The following is an 18,509-nucleotide window of genomic DNA, read 5'->3' on the forward strand; positions in this document are numbered from 1 at the left end:
CTTTCGGAGACAGACGATCGGGCTCGCACGCAGGTCATTCGGATGCGGGCTGGATGCGTCGGCGCTGCTCGATTTCGTGGATGAGTTGGTGGACGGTCGAATCGGCCGCGAGTTTGGCATCCAGGACGACGTTGATCGCACCGCGGAACAGCGCGTAGGGCTCCCAGCTCGCGGGAGCCACGGTGCGGGCGGCGCGACGGGCGATGCCGTCGGCGACGGTGCGGGCGGCCTGGGCAGCGGTGATGCGGATGTTCAACGGCCAGGGCAGCAGGCCGTCGATACGGCGGCCCAGGTCGTCGGCGTCGAGCATGTCGTGCGTCATGGCCGTTTCGACGATGCCGAAGTACGCGACCCCGGCGCTGGCTCCCGAAGCCGACAGCTCCACCCGCAACGCCCGGCCCATCTGCTCGACCGCGGCCTTGCTGATCATGTACGGTGACCCGCCCATTCCCGGCGCGAACGCCGCACAGGAGGACACCACCACCACGTGCCCGCGCGAACGCACGATGTGATCCAGCGCCGGATGCACGGTGTTGAACGCCCCGGTGAGGTTGATGCTCATCACCCGGTCGAAATCCGTCGGATCCATCGCGCGCACGGTCGAGGGCACCGGGGTCACACCGGCGTTCGCCACGACCACGTCGAGGCGGCCGTACTGTTCGATCACCTGCTCGACGGCCGCCGCCATCTGTGCCCGGTCCGCGACATCCGCGCCGATCGACAGTGCGCGCGTGCGCAATTCACGCACGACCCGCAACGCCGCGTCGGCATCGATGTCGACCACGACGACGATCGCCCCGCGCGCGTGCAGAATCCGCGCGAGTTCCAGGCCGATCCCCTGGCCCGCACCGGTGACGAGCGCGACCTTGCCGGCCACGTCGTAACCGGTCGAACCGAAACCGAGGTTTCGCAGCAGTCCCATCAGGCCACCTCATAGGAATCGGCGTCGAACTTGCTCGTGCGACGGCGGTATTCGAAGCTCCAGCTCGGGTACAGGCCCGCGTTCTGCCCGTCGGGGGTGGTGTAGTACCCCTGGCAGCCGCCGGTGAGCCAGACCGTGGCCGCACTGCGCTCACGCATCTCTTCCACGAACGCCTCCTGCACCTCGGCGCGCACCTCGACCCGCGAGGCGCCGCGCTCACGCACGGTCGACAGCGCGTCGACGATGTAGGCGATCTGCGATTCGATCATGAAGATCGCGGACTGATTACCCGCCGCCCCGAACGGCCCCAGCGTGCAGAAGAAGTTCGGGAATCCGGCAACGCTCGTGCCCAGATAGGTCTGCGGCCGTTTGTGATACAGGTCCGCGATGGAGAGGTCCTCACGACCGATGATCCGTCCGAACGCGGTCGGGATCGAGGTGAATCCGGTGCCGAAGATGATGGTGTCCACCGGAATCTCGTCCCCGGCGCGAGTCACGATGGAATGCGCCCGCACCTCGGCGATACCGTCGGTGACCACCGCGACGTTGTCGCGATCCAACGCGGGCAGATAGGCATCGGAGAAGATCGCCCGCTTGCAGCCGATGATGTAGTCCGGTGTCACCTTGCGCCGCAACGCGATATCGCGGATCTGCCGCCGCAGCTGATACCGGCCCATCAGTTCGAACGGATGCCGGAACCGGTTGTCCACGAAGCCGACCAGTCCGAAGCTCTCGATCAGGGTGTACCAGGTGCCGCGAACGGTCTTCTGCGCCAGCGGAAGTCGCTTCAGCAGAAAGCGTTCGAAACCCAGCGTGGCGCGATCCATCCGCGGCACGATCCACGGCGCGGAACGCTGGAACACCGTCAGCTCGGCCACTTTCGGCGCGATCTCCGGCACGAACTGCACCGCGGAGGCCCCGGTGCCGATCACCGCGACGCGCTCATCCGACAGATCGTGGTCGTGATCCCAGTGCAGCGAGTGGAAGGTCTTGCCCTCGAAATCGTCCAGGCCGGGCACCGACGGGAACTTCGCCTCGGCGAAAATCCCCGCGGCGGAGATGAAGTAGTCAGCGGTGAGGTCACCGCGCGAGGTCTCGATGCGCCACAGCGACGCCTGCTCGTCCCAGCGCGCGCCGAGCAGTTCGGTGCCGAGCCGGATGTGCCGGACCACATCGTGTTCGGTTGCCACCGAACGGATGTAGTCGAGGATCTCGCGCTGCTGACCGTAGGTGCGGGACCAGTTCGGATTCGGCGCGAACGAGTAGCTATACAGCTGCGAGGGCACATCGCAGGCGCAGCCGGGATAGGTGTTGGCCTGCCAGGTGCCGCCCAGATCGTCGGCGCGTTCGAGCAGGACCAGATCCTCGAATCCGGCCTCGCGCAACTTGACCGCCAGGCCGATCCCGCCGAAACCGGCGCCGAGGATGACGATCCGATGATGTTCGGTGCTCATCGCCGCGCCTCCTGTTGTGCCTTGCCGGTGATGCCCTGTGCGATGGTCCGGGTCACGATGTTGTTCACCGGACTCGCCACACCCAGCAACGGTTGCAGCAGCGGATTGCCTTCGAGGGCGAACGTCCAGGTCAGCCGGGTTCCGCCAGGTGTGGGTTGCAGCACCAGATCTTCGGCGAAGCGCTTCAGGCCGGGAATCGAGGCGGCGTCGACGGTGAACGTCATGCGCTCGCCCTCCTCCCAGCGATAGAACCGCTCCTCGAGCCGGACGACGCCGCCGAGGGTGACCAGCCGGGTCGTGCCGACGCCGAAGGGCCTGGGCGAGAGCCACTTCGAGGCGGTGATCACCGCCGACCAGGACACCAGGGCGTCGTCGGCGGTCAGCATGTCCCAGACGTCGTGCGGGTCGCGGGATATGTCGACGGTGTGCACGTAGCGCCGGGCGGCGGTCGCCAGGAACGAATCGTCCGAAGCGGCCAGCGTGAAGCGTGGAGTCATTGTGACCGTGAGCCTTTCGGATCTACAGATCGAGTACGAGGGGGCCGTCGCAGCGGGAGACGCACACCAGCATGTGGTCCGCGCGGTCGGCGGCCGACAGCAGGCGGTCGCGGTGATCGACCTCGCCCGACACCACACCGGACTTGCAGGTGCCGCAGAAACCCTGGCGGCAGGAGTACGGCGCATCGGGTTTCACCCGCTGGATCGCCGCGAGGGTGGTCTCCTGCGCGCCCACTCGCACGGTGCGGCCCGAACGGGCCAGTGTCACATCGAATTCGCGGCCGTCGAGCACCGGCAGCGGCGAAAAGCGTTCGGTGTGCAGGGATGCCGAGGGATTCAGCTCGAACAGCCGTCGCTGCGCCGCTTCCAGCACCGGCGGCGGACCGCAGACGTACACCGCCGCACCGGGTTCGGCCTCGGCCAGGATGGCGGCGATATCCGGGATGCCGTGCTCGTCGTCGGTGCGGATCTGCGCACCCTCGGGCAGTTCGTCCAGGAACGGCATACTCTCGCGGGACCGGCCCAGATACACCAGCCGCCCGCGCGATCCGGCCGCGTGCGCCATCGGCAGAATCGGCGTGATCCCGATCCCCGCGGCCACGAACAGATAGGACGGCGCGGCCTGGACGAAGGTGAACGCGTTGCGCGGACCACGCAGCCGCAGCCGCTCACCGGGCTGCAGAGCATGCACCTCCCGCGAGCCACCGTCGCCATCGGCGATGCGGCGCACCGCGATTCGATAGCGGAACCGATCGCGCGGACTGCCGCACAGCGAGTACTGCCGCTGCCGCCCCGAGGGCAGGAACAGGTCCACATGCGATCCGGGACGCCACGACGGCAGCGGTTCGCCGCCGGGCCGGATCAGTGTCAGACTCACCACGTCCTCGGCTTCGGCGCGTACCGACTCGACCAGGACGTCCAGGTCGAACCCGCTGCGCCGCACCGGATTCGGCCGGGACGCCGCAGGTGCGGTGACGACCTTCTTGTACACGTCCATCACCACGCCCAGCGCCCGCAGGGCGACCATGGACATGTCCACACTCCGGCCCGGACGCTCGGCTACCGCCTCGGCCCCTGACCCGCTCATCCGCGAGCCGCCGGGGAGTGCGCCAGATAACGCAGCGCACTGTCCATCGATCCCAGCTGCGAGGGATGGAAGCCGCGACTCAGATACCGCGGCATCTCGGTGAAGAAGGTGGTGAAGCTCGGAATCACCCCTCGCACAGTGGCGCTGGCGAATTGCCGGAGCCAGTACCGGCCCTTGGCCGGGCTCGGATCCCTGCGGTACAGGTACGCGGTCGAGAAGATGAACAGCGGCAGCAGCAGACCGCTGGCCAGCAGGCCGGTGCGGAACCGTCGCGCATATCCGCCGTCGACGTGCATGTAGGCGTCGAACACCACGCTGCGGTGCTCGACCTCCTCCGCGCCGTGCCAGCGCACCAGATCCAGCATCGTGGGGTGCATGCCCAGTTCCTCGAGCACCTGGGATTCGAGCAGCCATTCGCCGATGACGGCGGTGAAATGCTCCATCCCGGCGAACAGGCCGAGCCGTTCGCGCAGCCACTGCTCCTTGGCCCGGCCGCCCAGACCGTGATCGCCCAGGACCCGGTCGACCAGCCAGGCGACCTTCGACACATAGGCCTCGACATCGAGGCCGATGGACTGCAGATGATTGCGCGCGCCCTCGTGGCTGCTGGCGTGCATCGACTCCTGGCCGATGAATCCGGTCACCTCTTCGCGTAGGCGCTCGTCCGTGATGTACGGCAGCGCCTCGCCCAGGCAGGCGGCCATCGCCCGCTCGCCCTCCGGCAGGACCAGATGCATCACATTCGTGACGTGGGTTGCCAGAACTTCTCCGGGAATGTAGTGCATCGGCACGGACGAGAAGTCGAAGTGGACATCCCGCGCGTGGATCGCGTGCGCTTCTTCCCGGTAGGGGTGCGACGTCGCACCGTCATCAGCCATGCCCCGACCGTACAAGACCACAAATCGCATTGCAATGTTGCAGCCACAAATCGGGGAAGATTGTTGCAATCAACGCGGGAGCTGCTAGCGTCGATGTATGCCCACCGCCTCCCGGACCTCGAAAGAAGCGCCCAAGGCCGAGTCCATCGAGGCGCGCATCCTCGACGCCGCCCTCGTGCAGTTCCAACGTCTCGGCGTCAAGAAGACGACCATCGAGGACGTCGCCCGCCAGGCCGAGGTCGATCGGGTGACGGTCTATCGGCGTATCGGCTCCCGGGAGGATCTGGTGCGGTCGGTGACCGCGCGGGAGGTGCAGAGCGTGCTGGCCGAACTGCGCGAACTGCCCGCACAGCACGACACCATCGAATCCGTTGTCGCCGCGGTCTTCGTCACGGTCGTCACGCGCTGGCGCACCCATCCACTGGTCGAGCGCATGATCGCACTCGAACCCGATCGTCTGCTACCCCAACTCACCACTGATGGGGCGTCCTTCTTCACCATGGCCTCCACGGCCAGCACCGCAATCCTGCGTCAGGCCCTGCGCGACCGCGGCCTGGCCGAGATCCCCGACCTGAGCACCCGCGTCGAAATCTCCTGCCGCATAGTGCATTCCCTCATCCTGCAGCCCGTCGGCACGGTCACCCTCGACACCACCGATGACCTGGAGACCTTCGCCCACCAGTACATCGTCCCCATCGTCGTCGGCTGATTTCGGAATTCGCCGCTGCCGCAGGGAATCCGGTTCAGGTCGCAGCCAGTGAGCGAATCGCTTCGGCGACGGCCGCGACGGCCATCAGACGCACGGTGTCGATATGGGCCTCCACCGAACCCGTTGCCGCGGCGATGAATCCGTCACCGTCGTAGCGAGTGTGCGGTGGGGTCAGCGCGCGGGCCAGGCCGTCGTGTGCGCCCTGCGCGGCGATCAGGCAGCCGGTCTTGTCCAGGCGCGCGTTGGTCAGGACCGCGCCGATGGTGGTATGCGTTCGGGCGGTGTCGAATTCGAACGGCTCGCCCATGATCTCGACGACGTCGAGAGATATCTCCGCGCGGCCGTCGTCGATATCGCCGAACGCGTTCACCGCGCACAGCGCACCCACCACCAGCGGGCCCGAAGTCCGCTCGGCGTAGCCGATTCCGCCGGGACGTCGCTGCGCACCGCGCCACTGCGAGGTGTACGCGCCGGTCCCCGCACCGACACGGCCGTGCAGAATCTGCTCGCCGGCGGCGGCCTGCGCGGCGGCGTACCCGTGCTCGGGGGTGGGCCGCGCGGACGGATCACCCGCGGCGAGATCGAACAGCGCCATGGTCGGCACCAGGGGCACCGGCCCGGCCGGGGTGGGCACGCCGCGGCCCTGCTCCTCGAGGTAACGCAGCACCCCATCCGCGGCGGCCAGACCGAAGGCCGAACCGCCGGTCAGCACGATCGCATCGATCGTGACCGCGGCCTTGTCCACCGCCAGCGCGTCGAGCTCCCGGCTGGCCGGAGCCCCGCCGCGCACCTCACACGAGGCCGTGGTGTGCTCCGGCAACGTCAGCACGGTACAGCCGGTCTGCGCCTCCGGATCGGACCAGTGCCCGACCCGGATACCCGGAATTCCGATCGTCATGTGCACCCTCCTTCGCTCGCGCCCGTCCCGGCGATCATCGCATTACGACGCACCCCGTGTTCGGCCGATTCACCCCGGCTCGCACATCCGGCGACGTCACCGCTACCGGAGCTACCGTGGATTCATGACCGTTCCCGAGATCAACGACCCCGGCACCCTTCCGCTCGTGCTCGGCGGCAACGTGTTCGGCTGGACCGCCGAGCGCGACGAGTCGTTCGCCGTACTGGACGCCTTCGCCGAGGCGGGCGGCACCATGATCGATACCGCCGACGCCTACAGCGCCTGGGTGCCCGGACATTCCGGCGGCGAATCGGAGGCCATCCTGGGCGAATGGCTGACCGCGCGCGGCAACCGCGACCGGATGATCATCGCCACCAAGGTCGCCAAATCCCCGCAGCGCCCCGGCCTGCACGCGGACAACATCCGTGCGGCCGTGGAGGATTCGCTGCGTCGCCTGGGCACCGACCACCTCGACATCTACTACGCGCACACCGACGACACCGACGTCCCGCTGGCCGAAACCCTCGGCGCATTCGACGAATTGGTTCGCGCGGGCAAGGTCCGCGCCCTGGGCGCCTCCCAGTACACCGCCCCGCGACTGGCCGAGGCCCTGGCCGTCGCCGACAGCGCGGGCCTGACCCGCTACTCCGTCGTCCAGCCGCTGTACAACCTGCTCGAACGCGACGTCTACGAGGGCGAGCTCGCCGAATTGTGCGTCCGCGAGAACCTCGCCGTCTTCCCCTACTACGGCCTGGCCATGGGGTTCCTGACGGGCAAATACCGCCCCGGCGACGACACCGCCGACAGCCCCCGGGCCCCGCGCGCCCGCGCCTACCTGAACGATCGCGGCCTGCGCGTCCTTGCCGCCCTGGACGAGATCGCCGCCACTCACGACGTCCCGGTGGCCTCGGTCGCCCTGGCCTGGCTCCGCGCCCGCCCCGGCGTCACCGCCCCGATCGCCAGCGCTCGCACCCTGCCACAGCTTCCAGCACTGCTGGATTCCGCCCAACTCACGCTCACCGCAGCGGAAGTCGCCACCCTGACCGCCGCCGGTTAGCGACGACACGTCCCGCTGGGGGCGATCGATCACCCACGAAACGCTGGAGGGCCCGCATAGCGAGCCCTCCAGTGACGTGTCAATTCCCCGAGCCGTACCTCACACGCGGTCCGGTCACGCGGTATCGACGGTGTTTCCGTTGCGCGGCAACACCTATCCCTTCGATGCGGTGAGGTCGTAGACGCTCGTGCCGTCGACCGTCGTCGCCGTGTAGTGCTGCTCGATCCAGGCGGTGATCTTCGCCGACTCGGAGTCGCTGTCGCCGTGCGGGCCGCGGTCGTCTCCGGCGATGAAGTAGTGGATGCGGCCCTGCGCGACGTACTGCTGGAATTGCGCCAGGGTCGGGGCGGGGTCGCCGCCACTGAATCCGCCGATGGACATGACCGAGACGTCCGCGGCGAGCTGGTAACTGTTCGCGCCGTGCGAGCTGACCGCCGCACCGGCCCAGGTGTACCGGCCCGCATCGGATTTCAGCATGGTGACGATCTGCGCCGACGGACCCGAATCCCAACCCGGCCCGCCGTGACCGCCCGAATTCCCCTTCGGACCCCCAGGACCCCTGTGCCCGCCGCCGGGCCCCCATCCCGATCCGGGGACCTGCGGCCCCGCACTCGCCATGCCCCCGTCACCCTGCGACTTCCCCAGTGAATCCACGGTATACGCGACCGGCCCGGCCAACCCGGCCAGCACCGCCACGAGCAACGCGGCCACCGCGAACCTGCCACTCGACCACACGGCCAGCGCCACGGCCGCCACCAACCCGAGCACCAACACCGCCCACCGCAGCCACGGCACGAAATCCGGTGTGCGCGAAAAGGTCAGCCACGCCGTGGCCACCGTGAGCAGCACACTCACCGCGAGTACCAGACGCGCCCAGCTGTTTTCGCGTGCCCGCCAGATCAGCACACCGCCACCGCCGACGAGCGCGGCCACGGCCGGGGCCATCGTCATCGTGTAGTACTGGTGGAACGTCCCGTTCATGAAGCTGAACACCAGCCCGGACACGACCAGCCACGCACCCCACATCACCAGTGCGCTGCGCACCTGATCGGTGCGGGAAGCTCTGCCGCGCAACACCATCCCGGCCACCAGCAGCACCAGGGCCGCCGGAACCAGCCAAGTGATCTGACCGGCGAGTTCCGGTCCGAACAGTCGCGCGATCCCGGGCTCCCCGGCGCGCGGCCCGAATCCCGAGGTGTCCAGCCGCTGGATCCCGTTGTAGCCGACGGTCAGATCCAGAATCGAATTGTTCTCCGAGCCACCGAAATACGGCCGCGAATCCGCGGGCCACAACTGCGCGATCAGCACCCACCATCCGGCGGCGACCAGCAGCGCCACCCCGGCGGCGCACAACTGCCCGATCCGCTTGCCCAGCCGCGGCGGACCGGCCACCAGATAGGCCACCGCCAGCCCCGGAACCACCAGCATGACCTGCAATTGCTTTGCCAGGAAACCCAATCCGACGAATGCCCCGCACAGCACGAGCCACCGCCAGCGGCCATCGCCCAGCGCCCGCGTCATCGCCCAGGCCGCGGCGATGATCAGGAAGGTCAGCATCGCATCGGGGTTGTTGAACCGGAACATCACCACGACCACCGGCGTCAGCGCCAGCACCAGCCCCGCGAGCAGCCCCGCAGCCGGCCCGAACACGCGACGCACCGTCGCCCACAGCAACGCCACCGAGCCGACCCCGAGCACCACCTCCGGCAGCAGCATGCTCGCACTGCTGAATCCGAAGATCCGCCCGGACAATTCCATCGGCCACAGCGACAGCGGCGTCTTGTCGACCGTGACGATATTCCCGGGATCCAGCGAGCCGAAGAAGAACGCTTTCCACGACAACGTCCCCGATTGCACCGCGGCGGCATAGAACTCGTTCGCCCACCCCCCTGCGGTGAGATTCCAGCAGTAGGCCGCGGCCGTTCCGATCAGCAGCACGGCCAGAATCAAGCGTTCGCGTGGAATTCCGCGCCCGGACGAGGTGGGCACGGGCGTCGGCCGCGCGGCGGCCCCGGGTTCCGCGGTGGCAGTCTCGGTCATGATCAGCAATCCTGATCGAGCACCCTGCCAGGCATCTCGAGCGACACTGGGAGAACCCTGGGAGCCCTCCCGCGGTCGGATCACCCCGGAGAACGAGGGGGAATCAGGGCATCGCGACCCGGCCGAGCGCGAACACCGACGCATTGGCCCGTAACGAACGCGCCGGTCCCGCACTGTGTCGAGAACCCTCCGATTCCTGCGGATCCTCCGAATCCGGCTGCCACGCCGGCGTATTCCGCGCGGCCAGCGAACGCGATATCTGCGCACCCGTGGTGCGCAACAACGGCACCATCGCCCGCGCGGCATCGGTATTGGGCACGATCGCCGACAACGCCGCCACCACCTCCCGCCCGGTCGAGCGCAACGGCACGGCGATCGCGGCGTTCGCGGGATCGATCAGCCCCGGACAGAACGCGGCGCCGGTCCGGCGGATCTCGCTCAGCAACGCGCGCAACGCGTTCGGCTCGGTGACCGTGCGCGCCGAGAGCGCGGGCAGCGGGCCCGCCAGCACTGTCTCCTGCACCGCCGGAGGCCCGTACGCCAGCAGCACCAGCCCGGCCGCGCACGCGTGCAGCGGCAGCCGCGATCCGGGCCCGCGCAGCACGGTCTGCACGGCATTGGGTGCGGACAACGTCTCGATGAACATCGCCTCCGAGCCCTGCCGCACGCTCAGATGCACGTTCTGCCCGATCCGGGCGCTGAGTTCGGTCATGAACGGCACGGAGGTCCGCACCAGATCCCGGGTGGGCGCGGCCCGGGAGACCAACTCCCACATCCGCAATCCGATCCACACCCGCCGGTCGGCGTCGCGCTGCAACCAGCCGCGCTCGACCAGTTCGGACACCATCCGCGAAACCGTCGGTAACGAAAGGCCCGTCCGTTTCGACAACTCTGAGACGGTGATGACCGGACTGTCGTCCTCGAACGCCTCGAGCAGACGGGCCAATCGAGAAAAGACGGACTCACCGTTGGAATATCTGGCCATCTACGACTTACCTTCCGGTATTTCCGGGACACGCAGCATCGGTCCGCGGCGTTGCGGACGCGACGGGTCTCGACTTTGTCGTATCGGCCTGGCTGTGCCCTGCTCGAATGCTTAGAGCTTTCTGTGCGTCGGCCTTCGTTGTAACCAAGGAAAGCTATGGTCCCGCGGTTTTCATACAAAGAAACCTCCGCCGTGATCGAAAACACGATACGGCGGAGGTTTCGGTTTTTTTGTCCGAATTATCCGATGCTGAAAGGCTTGCCCCAGACCGTTACATATCCGATCGACGACGACGTGTACACCTTCGCCTGAGCGAATGAGCGAGCCTGGGCGTACCCGCCGCAACCGTCCACGGCGAAGGTCTCGTTGTGCCAGGTCAGACTCTGATGCGGACCGGTCACCTGCTGAAAGGGGTTGTGCGTGTCGGTGCCGAAGTCGTCCGGAGCCTCCACATCCAGCAGATTGAGCACCTTGGCCTGCCCCGCCGCGAGAGTCAGGGTGGTCGAGGCCCCGCCGGTGCCCGAAACGGTCGCCGGATTCGTACTCAGGTCCGCGGTGCCGCTGGCGTCCACCCCGGGCACGATGCCGCCGCTCAGATCAACCTGGCAGCCGACGATGTAGCCGACAATCAGCCTGGTCGCGGTCTTGGGGTCCTTTGCCGCCCCGCCGGTCAGATTGACCTCGGCATGGCCGCTGGTCCACGCGTTGCGGCTCAGCGGAGTCGCGTTCAGCGAGGGATTGATATTCGCCGATTCCCCGGTGATGTCGACGTTCACGACGGTCCCGTCCCCCATGGTCTGGGTGATGTGCCCGCCCGGCAGCGGTACGAAGGTGTCGGCGTCGGCCGCACCCACGGAGAAGTAGCCGAATGCGGCAGTGGCGGCCAGCCCGATACCGGCCATCCGGGCCACTAGGCCCATGCGAACAGTATTCATGTGAGTATTCCTCGATTCAGATTCGCCGGAGCGAAATGCTGTGCGTGACAGGCGAACTCAGCCGAGGCTGAAGGGCTGGCCGTAAAGGGTGGTCTTGGCGTAGTCGGGCCCGACGATCTCCACCGTCACCACCTGGCGCGCCTGGGCATAGCCCCCGCACCCCTGAATCTCGACCTGCTGATCCTGCAGATCGAAGTGATACTGACCCGATTGGGTCATATCCCGCTCGTCGAAATTCACCCACTTCACCTGTCCGGGCGCGAGCGGCACCGACAGCGACCCGGACAGGGTCGGTGACGTGCTGATCGATCCCGACAGCGCCGCCGAGAAGCTCCCCAGCGACACCTGACAGCCCACGAGATACCCGACGGCCATCGTCGAGGCTCCGTGCGTCGAGGAATTGTTCGTCCCAGCATCGTTGTTCGGCCCGTTCCAGGGGCCGACCGTGCCGGGCGGTGTGGTCACATTCGCGGTGATGTGCGAGGTCAGCCAGGCGACCCGGCCCGCCCCGTTCGCCGCCAGCGACGGCGAGATGTTCACACTGTTTCCGACACTGTCGATGGAAACACCCGGGTCCACGATGTGTCCGTCCGGCAACGGCACAAACGTGTCTGCGTTCGCGGCTCCCGTCGATAGGAAGCCGATCGCGGCGCTGACCGCCGCGGCTATGCCGGCGGCCCGGAAAATCCGGGCCCCGACACGACGATATTCCCTCATCTGTTGTCCCTCACTACCTTCATCGGTATGCCCCGCCGGAGCGCGGCAATCGTGTGGCACGTGGACGGTTACGCCTTCGAATTCGCAATCCGCCGAACACGCACCGAGCCGAACGGTAGCTCAAATCACTATTTACATCAGTCCAACTTTCTTTCATTGCAGAAAGCATGATGGAAATTCGTACACGACTATTTCCATCAATGAAATTCTTCCTTCAAGGAAAACGCGGTGGCGAGGCCGATGAATTCGAGGCGAAGCTGGTAGCGGCCCGTACGGAGGGCAGGACAAGCACTCGCCGAGTACGCACCCGGTACTGCAGCCGGAACCTCGCGACCTGCCGCCGTAAGACCACCGGGCCTGCGCGCGTGCCCGCCGAAGTGTATGTCCCCTCATCATATTTCGGCGGGCACGCCTCCTCCTCCCCCTTCTCTCTTCCCAGGTGAAAGCAGGCTGCCGTGCGACGCGTCCTCCCCATCCCCATCGCGACCGGGCTCGGCCTGCTACTCGGCGCCGGTCTTCTCGGCTCCGGAATCGCCCATGCCACAACGACTTCCGCACCCTGCCTGTGGGACGGATCACCACACACCCAAGGATCGGCGATCACCTCCGGCGGCTGGAACTTCCGCTGCACCGACGATCAGGGCACCCCGACCTGGCAGCCGGCCGGGCGCACCGCCGCGCGCAGCACGGTGCCCGTGCCGGGCGCGGACACCAACCCGACCGGGCTGTTCAGCGTCGGTGCGCGCCAACCCGGCACTTCCTACGACGACTACTGCGTCGGCGATCAGCTCATTCCCGGCACCGACGACGTGTACGAGGCGTACTCCGGCGGCGACGGCCACCTCTACTGGCGCGCGGTCGCCCCGATCTCGCGGTGGTCCTTCGATCCCGGTGCGGCCCACCCGGCTCCGACGACGCGGACCGCAAGTCTGTGCCACGACGGCGATCTGACGTGACCAGTCGGTAGGAAATTCGCTTTTACCGCCCGCGGCGAGCAAACTTCATCGAATGGACCAGGAAAACGGGCCGAAACCCGAGTTGTTCAGTCACAGCACCGTCGCGGTGCCCACACCCGCGAACGCCACCGCCGAGGCGAAGGCGCAGCGCCCCATCTTCAGCAGTGCACCCGCCGCACCGCCCACCGCCCCGGCCGACCAGGACCGCTGAGGCACACTCCGACGCAACGTTCCGCCCGGTCCAGGCCGGGCACCGATTACGGTTGTCGGCGAGACCATCACCTCACCTCAGGAGAGCTGACAGCCGTGAACGCACTCGCCGACAAGGCCACGAAATTCCTCGCCCTGCACAAGCCCGGTGAACCCGCGATCCTGCCGACCGTCTGGGACGCCTGGTCGGCGAACCTGGTGCAGCAGGCCGGATTCGCGGCGCTGACCGTGGGCAGCCACCCGCTGGCCGATTCGCTGGGCAAGCAGGACAAGGAGGGGATGACCTTCCCCGAGTCCCTCGCCCGAGTCCGCGAGATCACCGCCGCCGTGGACATCCCCGTCTCGCTGGACATCGAGTCCGGATACGGCCGCAAACCCGCCGAACTCATCGAGGGCCTGATCGAGACCGGCGTCGTCGGCCTCAACATCGAGGACACCGTGCACAGCGAGGGCGGCCGTCTGCGTGAGCCGCAGGAGCACGCCGATTTCGTCGCGGCCCTGCGCCAGGCCGCCGACGCCTCCGGCGTGCACGTGGTGATCAACGCCCGCACCGACCTGTTCCTGCGCCAGGACGGCGACGAGTCCGATCGCACCGATCGCGCCATCGCCCGCCTGCGCCTGGCCGCCGAAGCCGGCGCCGACGTCCTCTACCCGGTAGGGCGCCACACCCCGGAAACCCTGCGCCGCTTGACCTCCGAACTCCCCCTCCCGGTCAACGCCATCTCCACCCCCGACCAGAACGACCGGGCATACTTCGCCGAGGCGGGCGTAGCCCGAGTCAGCTTCGGCCCGTTCCTGCAGGCCGCCCTCGCCACCGAAACGAACCGCCTCCTGCAACGCTGGAGCTGAGCGACACCCGGCCCGGCCGCATCGGCGGCCGGGCTCACGGTCCACCCGGCAGTCGGCGGCGGCCGGACTGGACTTCGCTGACCAGGTCCTCGTAGCCGATGGCGAGTTCGGCCAGGCGTTCCCAGGCGTCGCCGAGGTGCCGGTCCGTCGAATCCGCCAGTGCCGCAACGGCTGCCGCGGTGAATTGAGCGAGGCGGTCGATCACTGCACCGAGGGTTTCGGTGTGTACACGGGCCGCCCCGTGCGCGGGCGGCAGCGATCCGGTGACGCAGCGGTTGATCTCCGCAACCCATTGGGCGCGTTGATGATCCATGTCCGCAGTCGCGGAACAACCTGCATCCGAACGTCTTGTGTGCAGTTCGGTCAGCGCGTGCGCCGCCCGCAGGATCGGGTGACGGTCGAACTCGACACCCCGGCAGGCATGCAGCACTTCATATTTCGTGGGCAAAGGCTCGCACAGCATCGTCGTGCATTCTCCGGATGGTTCTAGGCCGAAGTGGATCTGCTCGGGTCGTCGTCTCGGCACGCGGAGCACTCACCCGGCGCATCGTCCGGATTCAACCGCCCGAGTTCGATCAGCCGCCCTCGGCAGTACCAGATCATGGCGCAGGTTTCCGGCGTGCAGTCCGCATGCCGGGACATGTGCAGTTCGTGATGCATCCGCGCGACCGTGAGTGGATTCGGCGGATAGTCGTGGAAAACCGGATTGCCTCGCAACGTTTGTCCTCCTTCATTTTTCGAGCGCAATATTTCAGACAGGCGCGCATTACATCGACAGACCGCCGCTCGACCGCTCTGACCAGCACGCATCCGACCTCTATCTGCAATGGACACAACGAGATTGGACACCTTCCATTTCTCTGGACAAGCCGCCCTCTTCGGAACTACCGATGTACGAACAGATTCCGTTCTACGCCAACTGAGAGCGAAGCAGAACATCACGACCTACCATGTCGCCTGAGACGACACAGATATCCAGTGCGACCCTCACCATGAATTCCATTCCAGCACGGAGAATTCCAGGAGGAATGGCCCCGATGGATCACCCTCCGTAATTCGGTTTTCCAATCAGCGCATTCCAGAAATGTGACTCCGGAATGGAATGCACCGGCAAGGGCAGCACGAACGACACCAGATAGTGAGGCAATGCCATGACAGGATCAACGCTCGCGCGACGGTCGCTGGGCCGGCGACTCCGGAAGCTCCGCGCCGCAGCGAAACTCAGCCAGTCCGCCGCCGCCCGAGCCGTGGAGTTGTCCCCCCAATCCATCGGCAGACTCGAGGACGGCCAGTCGACCCGCGTGTCCGGGTTGCACATCAACGCTCTGTGCAACCTCTATGGCGTCTCCGACGAGGAGCGGCGTCTACTGCTGGAATTGGGCCAAGAAGCGCGTGAGGCAACCAAATCCGGCGGGAGTTGGTGGCGAGCCTATGCCGACCTGTCACCAGATGGATTCGAGCACTACTACAGCCTCGAGGAAGCGGCCCGAAGGTTCACGTCATTTCAAATCACGATGGTTCCCGGCCTGTTACAGACCGCCGACTACCGACGCGCCGGGGAGTGGACCATGCACCCACAGGACTCGACACCCGATGTGGAGCGTCGTGTCGAGATGGCTGTTCGGCGCCAAGAACGGTTGCAGGACAGAGAGTTCGAGGTAGACCTCTACCTCTCGCAGGCCGTCTTGAACCATCAGGTGGGCGGTCCCAGCGTCATGGAACGCCAGTGCTATCACCTGATCACGATCGGCGAACTGGCCAATGTCTCGGTCCGAGTGATACCCCATTCCGTAGGCAGCCATATGGGGCTGCATGTCGGCGCGTTCGTACTCCTGGAATTCGACACGCTCCCTGCCGGCGGTTCGATCGAACCTCCGGTGGTATATGTCGAGGGCTTCACCGGCGATCTGTATCTGGAACGCGACACCGAGATCGATCCGTATCGGCATGCGCTGGAACACATTCGCCGCGTAGCCTTGAGCCAGGACGAATCGAAGGCCCTCATCGGTCGGATTGCAAGGGAGTACCGAGCGTGACTTACGACCTGTCCCAAGCACATTGGTTCAAATCGAGCCGTAGCAAAGAGTCGACCGCCTGCGTGGAGATCGCTCATCTCGACGCCGACACCGTAGGCGTTCGCGACTCGAAGAATCCGACCGGTCCGGCCCTCGTCTTCGACTCTCAGGAGTGGGATGCATTCAATGCGAAGGTTCAGCACGGCGGCTTCGACAACGCCTGACCGGACACGATCTCACGCCTGACCAGACATGAGTGACGGGAGGATCGAGCACCGTCTCGATCCCCCACAGCTCACCGCAGAGGGGGTATCCGATGCCAGTGATCCGGCGATCGGAGCCGACCCGAACCGCCGGCGCCACCGCGGGCGGAAGGGCGGTCCACCCAGTCGACTACTTCAATTCGGACAGATCGAGGCCGAGCATGGCCAGCAGGTCCACACATTCGGCGGCGTCCTGGGCGTAGACGGCGACGGTCTTCGCAGCCAATGCGCTCCGCTCCAGGTGTGCCGCCCTCTCAGCGGCACGGATGTCCGCGAATGCGGTCGCCGGATCGTCGATATGGCTGCTTTGGGCCGAGGTCATGAAGGCTCCTTGCGGATTGCCTCGACCGAAATGCCGGATGCCCGCGATCGAGGACCGATACTCGACCACCACCGCTGCTCCTGTGCGTCGGCCGAAAGTCGCGTTCGGTTGCAGCCGACGTTACCCGCTCTATCGCCACACCACGGGCCGATGCCCGACTTGGGTTCGTCGATAGCAAACAACCATCACCGAGACCGAAAGTCAAAATCGCCTGCAACCGTCGATGATCAACGACCCATCCGTACTGGGGCATTCCGTACAGGAAGCACCGAACTCACCGAGCTGGGCTTGGGAAAGACAGCCGCCGCCAAGAAATGGAGCCAACTGATGAGCGCAAACCTCTCCTTCTTCAAGTCGGAGACCTCGCAGCGACTCCGTGCCGAAGGTCGAGCTGAGGGCCGGGCCGAAGGCGAGGTCAAGATGGCGGCAGAGAAGGTCCTGCGGCTGCTGCAGGCTCGCAAGATCAGCGTCTCGACAGACGCGGAACAGCGAATCCGATCCTGCCGAGACCTCGATGTCCTCGACCAGTGGTTCGATCGCGCCATCACGGCGACCACGATCTCGGAAATCTTCGCCTGAAAACAACCGGGGTAGACAACCGCACAGGCGCTCGCCTTCAACCCGAGGTTGAGGGCGAGCGGCCCTGTTCCTACACCTCGACGACGCGACCCTCATCGATGGAATCGAGTTCGTATCGGCCGAGTTGACCGAGCCGACTCATGATTCGTTCGATATCGAGCGGCAGCCGCGCGTCGTCGGTGAGATCGGTCAGGGCGGTGGCTGCCAGGAACACGGGAACGATGTCGCGGTCGTAGAGCACGTCCACGACGTTGGCGAAACGCTGCGCGGACTCTCGACCGACGTCACGAAGGGTGGGCACACCGCTGATCACCCACATCGGGAAGTCATGGGTCAGCGCGAGGTAATCGACTGGCGCGGTGGCGTTTTCACACAGATCGGCGAAATCGATCCACAGCTGCGCGGCCGTTGCACGGCGGACGCGGATCGGATGTGCGGCAGGTACGAGCGTCCGGAATTCGTCGGGGCTCGGCGGATGAAGGCCGAGGCGCTCGAGCTGTTCGGGTGCGCCGGGGCTGACCCACCATCCGGCGGCGAATCCGGTCTCGTGGTCGGCGGTGGTGCGGTAGTCGACGGGACCGGCGACGGCGATGACCGTCAGGGACCGCTCGATCAATTCGATGGTGGGCAGGAAGTCGTCGTGGAACAGCGGGTTGGGGAGCAGGGAGTGCGGCGGATAGTTCGAGGTCACGATCACTCGAAGGTCGCGGTCGAGGATCTCGGCCAGCAGGCGGGAGATGAATTTGCCGTCCGCGACATCGTGGACATGGAATTCGTCGAAGCACAGGACATCTCGTTCGCCGAGGAGATCGTCCAACGCGGCCGACAGGTCGCTGCCGTGCCGGTGGATGGCCCGGTGCAGGTCGCGGAAGAACTCGTGGAAATGGACCCGCAGCTTTCGCTCTGTCGGCACCGCGGCGAAGTACGTCGCCATCAACCAGCTCTTGCCTCGCCCCACCGGACCCCACAGGTACAGATTCCGATCGGAGGCGAGCGCAGCGGCGGCCCGACGTTGTGCGTCATCGAGGGTGAACCCGAGTTCTGCTGCTGCCCTGTGGAATACGGCGACATCCACACGCCCGGATCGACGCGAGCGCACAGTTCGACGGGTCCAACGCATGCCGAAACTCTAGCAT

Annotated in this window: 22 protein-coding genes; 8 read left to right on the forward strand and 14 right to left on the reverse strand. The window is 66.5% G+C overall.

Features of this window, described 5'->3' with window-relative positions; translation table 11 throughout:
* Window positions 1–34: 34 nt before the first annotated feature.
* Genes K7711_RS03180 through K7711_RS03200 form a run of 5 tightly spaced genes read right to left on the reverse strand, consistent with a single transcriptional unit; the run spans window position 35 to window position 4,838 of the window.
* Window positions 35–922, reverse strand: a complete 888-nt coding sequence (locus K7711_RS03180) for a short-chain dehydrogenase/reductase (RefSeq protein WP_222964673.1) — start codon at window positions 920–922, stop codon at window positions 35–37.
* Window positions 922–2,376 (reverse strand): flavin-containing monooxygenase, encoded by a 1,455-nt coding sequence (locus K7711_RS03185; protein WP_222964675.1) that lies wholly within the window; start codon window positions 2,374–2,376, stop codon window positions 922–924. Before K7711_RS03185 ends, K7711_RS03180 begins: the two co-directional genes overlap by 1 nt.
* Complete coding sequence (locus K7711_RS03190; protein ID WP_222964677.1) at window positions 2,373–2,873, reverse strand: SRPBCC family protein; 501 nt, start codon at window positions 2,871–2,873, stop codon at window positions 2,373–2,375. Before K7711_RS03190 ends, K7711_RS03185 begins: the two co-directional genes overlap by 4 nt.
* 22 nt (window positions 2,874–2,895) lie before the next feature.
* Window positions 2,896–3,960 carry a PDR/VanB family oxidoreductase gene (locus tag K7711_RS03195; protein WP_222964679.1) on the reverse strand — a complete coding sequence of 355 codons (1,065 nt, stop codon included), beginning with the start codon at window positions 3,958–3,960 and terminating at the stop codon, window positions 2,896–2,898.
* Complete coding sequence (locus K7711_RS03200; protein ID WP_222964681.1) at window positions 3,957–4,838, reverse strand: metal-dependent hydrolase; 882 nt, start codon at window positions 4,836–4,838, stop codon at window positions 3,957–3,959. The genes K7711_RS03195 and K7711_RS03200 overlap by 4 nt, the downstream gene beginning before the upstream one ends.
* Window positions 4,839–4,935: 97 nt before the next feature.
* Here K7711_RS03200 and K7711_RS03205 point away from each other — a divergent pair, with 97 nt between their 5' ends.
* Entirely contained in the window at window positions 4,936–5,547 is a 612-nt protein-coding gene (locus tag K7711_RS03205; RefSeq protein WP_222964683.1) for a TetR/AcrR family transcriptional regulator, read from the forward strand.
* Window positions 5,548–5,581: 34 nt separating this feature from the next.
* On the opposite strand, the gene K7711_RS03210 is transcribed toward K7711_RS03205, so the two are convergent.
* Window positions 5,582–6,445 carry a P1 family peptidase gene (locus K7711_RS03210; protein ID WP_222964685.1) on the reverse strand — a complete coding sequence of 288 codons (864 nt, stop codon included), beginning with the start codon at window positions 6,443–6,445 and terminating at the stop codon, window positions 5,582–5,584.
* Between the two features lie 124 nt (window positions 6,446–6,569).
* On the opposite strand from K7711_RS03210, the gene K7711_RS03215 reads away from it, so the two are divergent.
* Entirely contained in the window at window positions 6,570–7,502 is a 933-nt protein-coding gene (locus K7711_RS03215; protein WP_222964687.1) for an aldo/keto reductase, read from the forward strand.
* A 153-nt stretch (window positions 7,503–7,655) separates the two neighbouring features.
* Here the strand turns inward: K7711_RS03215 and K7711_RS03220 are convergent, their stop codons facing one another.
* From K7711_RS03220 to K7711_RS03235, 4 genes are all read right to left on the reverse strand, one after another.
* A complete protein-coding gene (locus K7711_RS03220; protein ID WP_222964689.1) occupies window positions 7,656–9,542 on the reverse strand; it encodes a glycosyltransferase family 39 protein in 1,887 nt (628 codons plus the stop codon).
* Window positions 9,543–9,645: 103 nt separating this feature from the next.
* The gene (locus K7711_RS03225; protein ID WP_222964691.1) at window positions 9,646–10,527 is read right to left on the reverse strand and encodes an IclR family transcriptional regulator; all 882 of its coding nucleotides are present in this window, start codon (window positions 10,525–10,527) and stop codon (window positions 9,646–9,648) included.
* Between the two features lie 239 nt (window positions 10,528–10,766).
* Window positions 10,767–11,462 (reverse strand): MspA family porin, encoded by a 696-nt coding sequence (locus K7711_RS03230; protein ID WP_222964693.1) that lies wholly within the window; start codon window positions 11,460–11,462, stop codon window positions 10,767–10,769.
* A gap of 57 nt (window positions 11,463–11,519) precedes the next feature.
* Window positions 11,520–12,065 (reverse strand): MspA family porin, encoded by a 546-nt coding sequence (locus K7711_RS03235; protein ID WP_308014575.1) that lies wholly within the window; start codon window positions 12,063–12,065, stop codon window positions 11,520–11,522.
* A 569-nt stretch (window positions 12,066–12,634) separates the two neighbouring features.
* Between K7711_RS03235 and K7711_RS03240 the strand changes: the two genes are divergently transcribed.
* The 3 genes from K7711_RS03240 to K7711_RS03250 all read left to right on the forward strand — a co-directional run bounded on the left by K7711_RS03240 (window position 12,635) and on the right by K7711_RS03250 (window position 14,194).
* Window positions 12,635–13,135: a hypothetical protein gene (locus K7711_RS03240; RefSeq protein WP_222964697.1), complete on the forward strand. Its 501-nt coding sequence runs from the start codon at window positions 12,635–12,637 to the stop codon at window positions 13,133–13,135.
* A gap of 52 nt (window positions 13,136–13,187) precedes the next feature.
* Window positions 13,188–13,346, forward strand: coding sequence for a hypothetical protein (locus K7711_RS03245; protein WP_222964699.1), 159 nt, complete (start codon window positions 13,188–13,190; stop codon window positions 13,344–13,346).
* 95 nt (window positions 13,347–13,441) lie between these two features.
* Window positions 13,442–14,194, forward strand: a complete 753-nt coding sequence (locus K7711_RS03250) for an isocitrate lyase/PEP mutase family protein (protein WP_372460091.1) — start codon at window positions 13,442–13,444, stop codon at window positions 14,192–14,194.
* 34 nt (window positions 14,195–14,228) lie between these two features.
* Here the strand turns inward: K7711_RS03250 and K7711_RS03255 are convergent, their stop codons facing one another.
* Both K7711_RS03255 and K7711_RS03260 read right to left on the reverse strand, forming a co-directional pair.
* The gene (locus K7711_RS03255) at window positions 14,229–14,507 is read right to left on the reverse strand and encodes a DUF4254 domain-containing protein (protein ID WP_235746531.1); all 279 of its coding nucleotides are present in this window, start codon (window positions 14,505–14,507) and stop codon (window positions 14,229–14,231) included.
* 173 nt (window positions 14,508–14,680) lie between these two features.
* Complete coding sequence (locus K7711_RS03260) at window positions 14,681–14,911, reverse strand: hypothetical protein (RefSeq protein WP_222964703.1); 231 nt, start codon at window positions 14,909–14,911, stop codon at window positions 14,681–14,683.
* Window positions 14,912–15,345: 434 nt separating this feature from the next.
* Here K7711_RS03260 and K7711_RS03265 point away from each other — a divergent pair, with 434 nt between their 5' ends.
* Window positions 15,346–16,230, forward strand: coding sequence for a helix-turn-helix domain-containing protein (locus K7711_RS03265; RefSeq protein WP_222964705.1), 885 nt, complete (start codon window positions 15,346–15,348; stop codon window positions 16,228–16,230).
* Complete coding sequence (locus K7711_RS03270) at window positions 16,227–16,433, forward strand: DUF397 domain-containing protein (RefSeq protein ID WP_222964707.1); 207 nt, start codon at window positions 16,227–16,229, stop codon at window positions 16,431–16,433. Before K7711_RS03265 ends, K7711_RS03270 begins: the two co-directional genes overlap by 4 nt.
* A gap of 169 nt (window positions 16,434–16,602) precedes the next feature.
* Here the strand turns inward: K7711_RS03270 and K7711_RS03275 are convergent, their stop codons facing one another.
* Window positions 16,603–16,794 (reverse strand): hypothetical protein, encoded by a 192-nt coding sequence (locus K7711_RS03275; protein WP_040828104.1) that lies wholly within the window; start codon window positions 16,792–16,794, stop codon window positions 16,603–16,605.
* Window positions 16,795–16,944: 150 nt separating this feature from the next.
* Between K7711_RS03275 and K7711_RS03280 the strand changes: the two genes are divergently transcribed.
* Complete coding sequence (locus tag K7711_RS03280) at window positions 16,945–17,373, forward strand: hypothetical protein (RefSeq protein WP_222964709.1); 429 nt, start codon at window positions 16,945–16,947, stop codon at window positions 17,371–17,373.
* Window positions 17,374–17,443: 70 nt separating this feature from the next.
* On the opposite strand, the gene zapE is transcribed toward K7711_RS03280, so the two are convergent.
* Window positions 17,444–18,493 carry a cell division protein ZapE gene (gene zapE, locus K7711_RS03285; protein WP_222964711.1) on the reverse strand — a complete coding sequence of 350 codons (1,050 nt, stop codon included), beginning with the start codon at window positions 18,491–18,493 and terminating at the stop codon, window positions 17,444–17,446.
* Between the last annotated feature and the right edge of the window lie 16 nt (window positions 18,494–18,509).

The sequence above is a fragment of the Nocardia coffeae genome, assembly GCF_019890715.1.
Taxonomy (GTDB): Bacteria; Actinomycetota; Actinomycetes; order Mycobacteriales; family Mycobacteriaceae; genus Nocardia; species Nocardia jiangxiensis.

Bases quoted from the DNA above. Each gene is read 5' to 3' on its own strand.
- K7711_RS03180 (WP_222964673.1), bottom strand. From the start codon at position 922: ATGGGACTGCTGCGAAACCTCGGTTTCGGTTCGACCGGTTACGACGTG.
- K7711_RS03185 (WP_222964675.1), bottom strand. From the start codon at position 2,376: ATGAGCACCGAACATCATCGGATCGTCATCCTCGGCGCCGGTTTCGGC.
- K7711_RS03190 (WP_222964677.1), bottom strand. From the start codon at position 2,873: ATGACTCCACGCTTCACGCTGGCCGCTTCGGACGATTCGTTCCTGGCG.
- K7711_RS03195 (WP_222964679.1), bottom strand. From the start codon at position 3,960: ATGAGCGGGTCAGGGGCCGAGGCGGTAGCCGAGCGTCCGGGCCGGAGT.
- K7711_RS03200 (WP_222964681.1), bottom strand. From the start codon at position 4,838: ATGGCTGATGACGGTGCGACGTCGCACCCCTACCGGGAAGAAGCGCAC.
- K7711_RS03205 (WP_222964683.1), top strand. From the start codon at position 4,936: ATGCCCACCGCCTCCCGGACCTCGAAAGAAGCGCCCAAGGCCGAGTCC.
- K7711_RS03210 (WP_222964685.1), bottom strand. From the start codon at position 6,445: ATGACGATCGGAATTCCGGGTATCCGGGTCGGGCACTGGTCCGATCCG.
- K7711_RS03215 (WP_222964687.1), top strand. From the start codon at position 6,570: ATGACCGTTCCCGAGATCAACGACCCCGGCACCCTTCCGCTCGTGCTC.
- K7711_RS03220 (WP_222964689.1), bottom strand. From the start codon at position 9,542: ATGACCGAGACTGCCACCGCGGAACCCGGGGCCGCCGCGCGGCCGACG.
- K7711_RS03225 (WP_222964691.1), bottom strand. From the start codon at position 10,527: ATGGCCAGATATTCCAACGGTGAGTCCGTCTTTTCTCGATTGGCCCGT.
- K7711_RS03230 (WP_222964693.1), bottom strand. From the start codon at position 11,462: ATGAATACTGTTCGCATGGGCCTAGTGGCCCGGATGGCCGGTATCGGG.
- K7711_RS03245 (WP_222964699.1), top strand. From the start codon at position 13,188: ATGGACCAGGAAAACGGGCCGAAACCCGAGTTGTTCAGTCACAGCACC.
- K7711_RS03255 (WP_235746531.1), bottom strand. From the start codon at position 14,507: ATGGATCATCAACGCGCCCAATGGGTTGCGGAGATCAACCGCTGCGTC.
- K7711_RS03265 (WP_222964705.1), top strand. From the start codon at position 15,346: ATGACAGGATCAACGCTCGCGCGACGGTCGCTGGGCCGGCGACTCCGG.
- K7711_RS03275 (WP_040828104.1), bottom strand. From the start codon at position 16,794: ATGACCTCGGCCCAAAGCAGCCATATCGACGATCCGGCGACCGCATTC.
- K7711_RS03280 (WP_222964709.1), top strand. From the start codon at position 16,945: ATGCCCGACTTGGGTTCGTCGATAGCAAACAACCATCACCGAGACCGA.
- zapE (WP_222964711.1), bottom strand. From the start codon at position 18,493: ATGCGTTGGACCCGTCGAACTGTGCGCTCGCGTCGATCCGGGCGTGTG.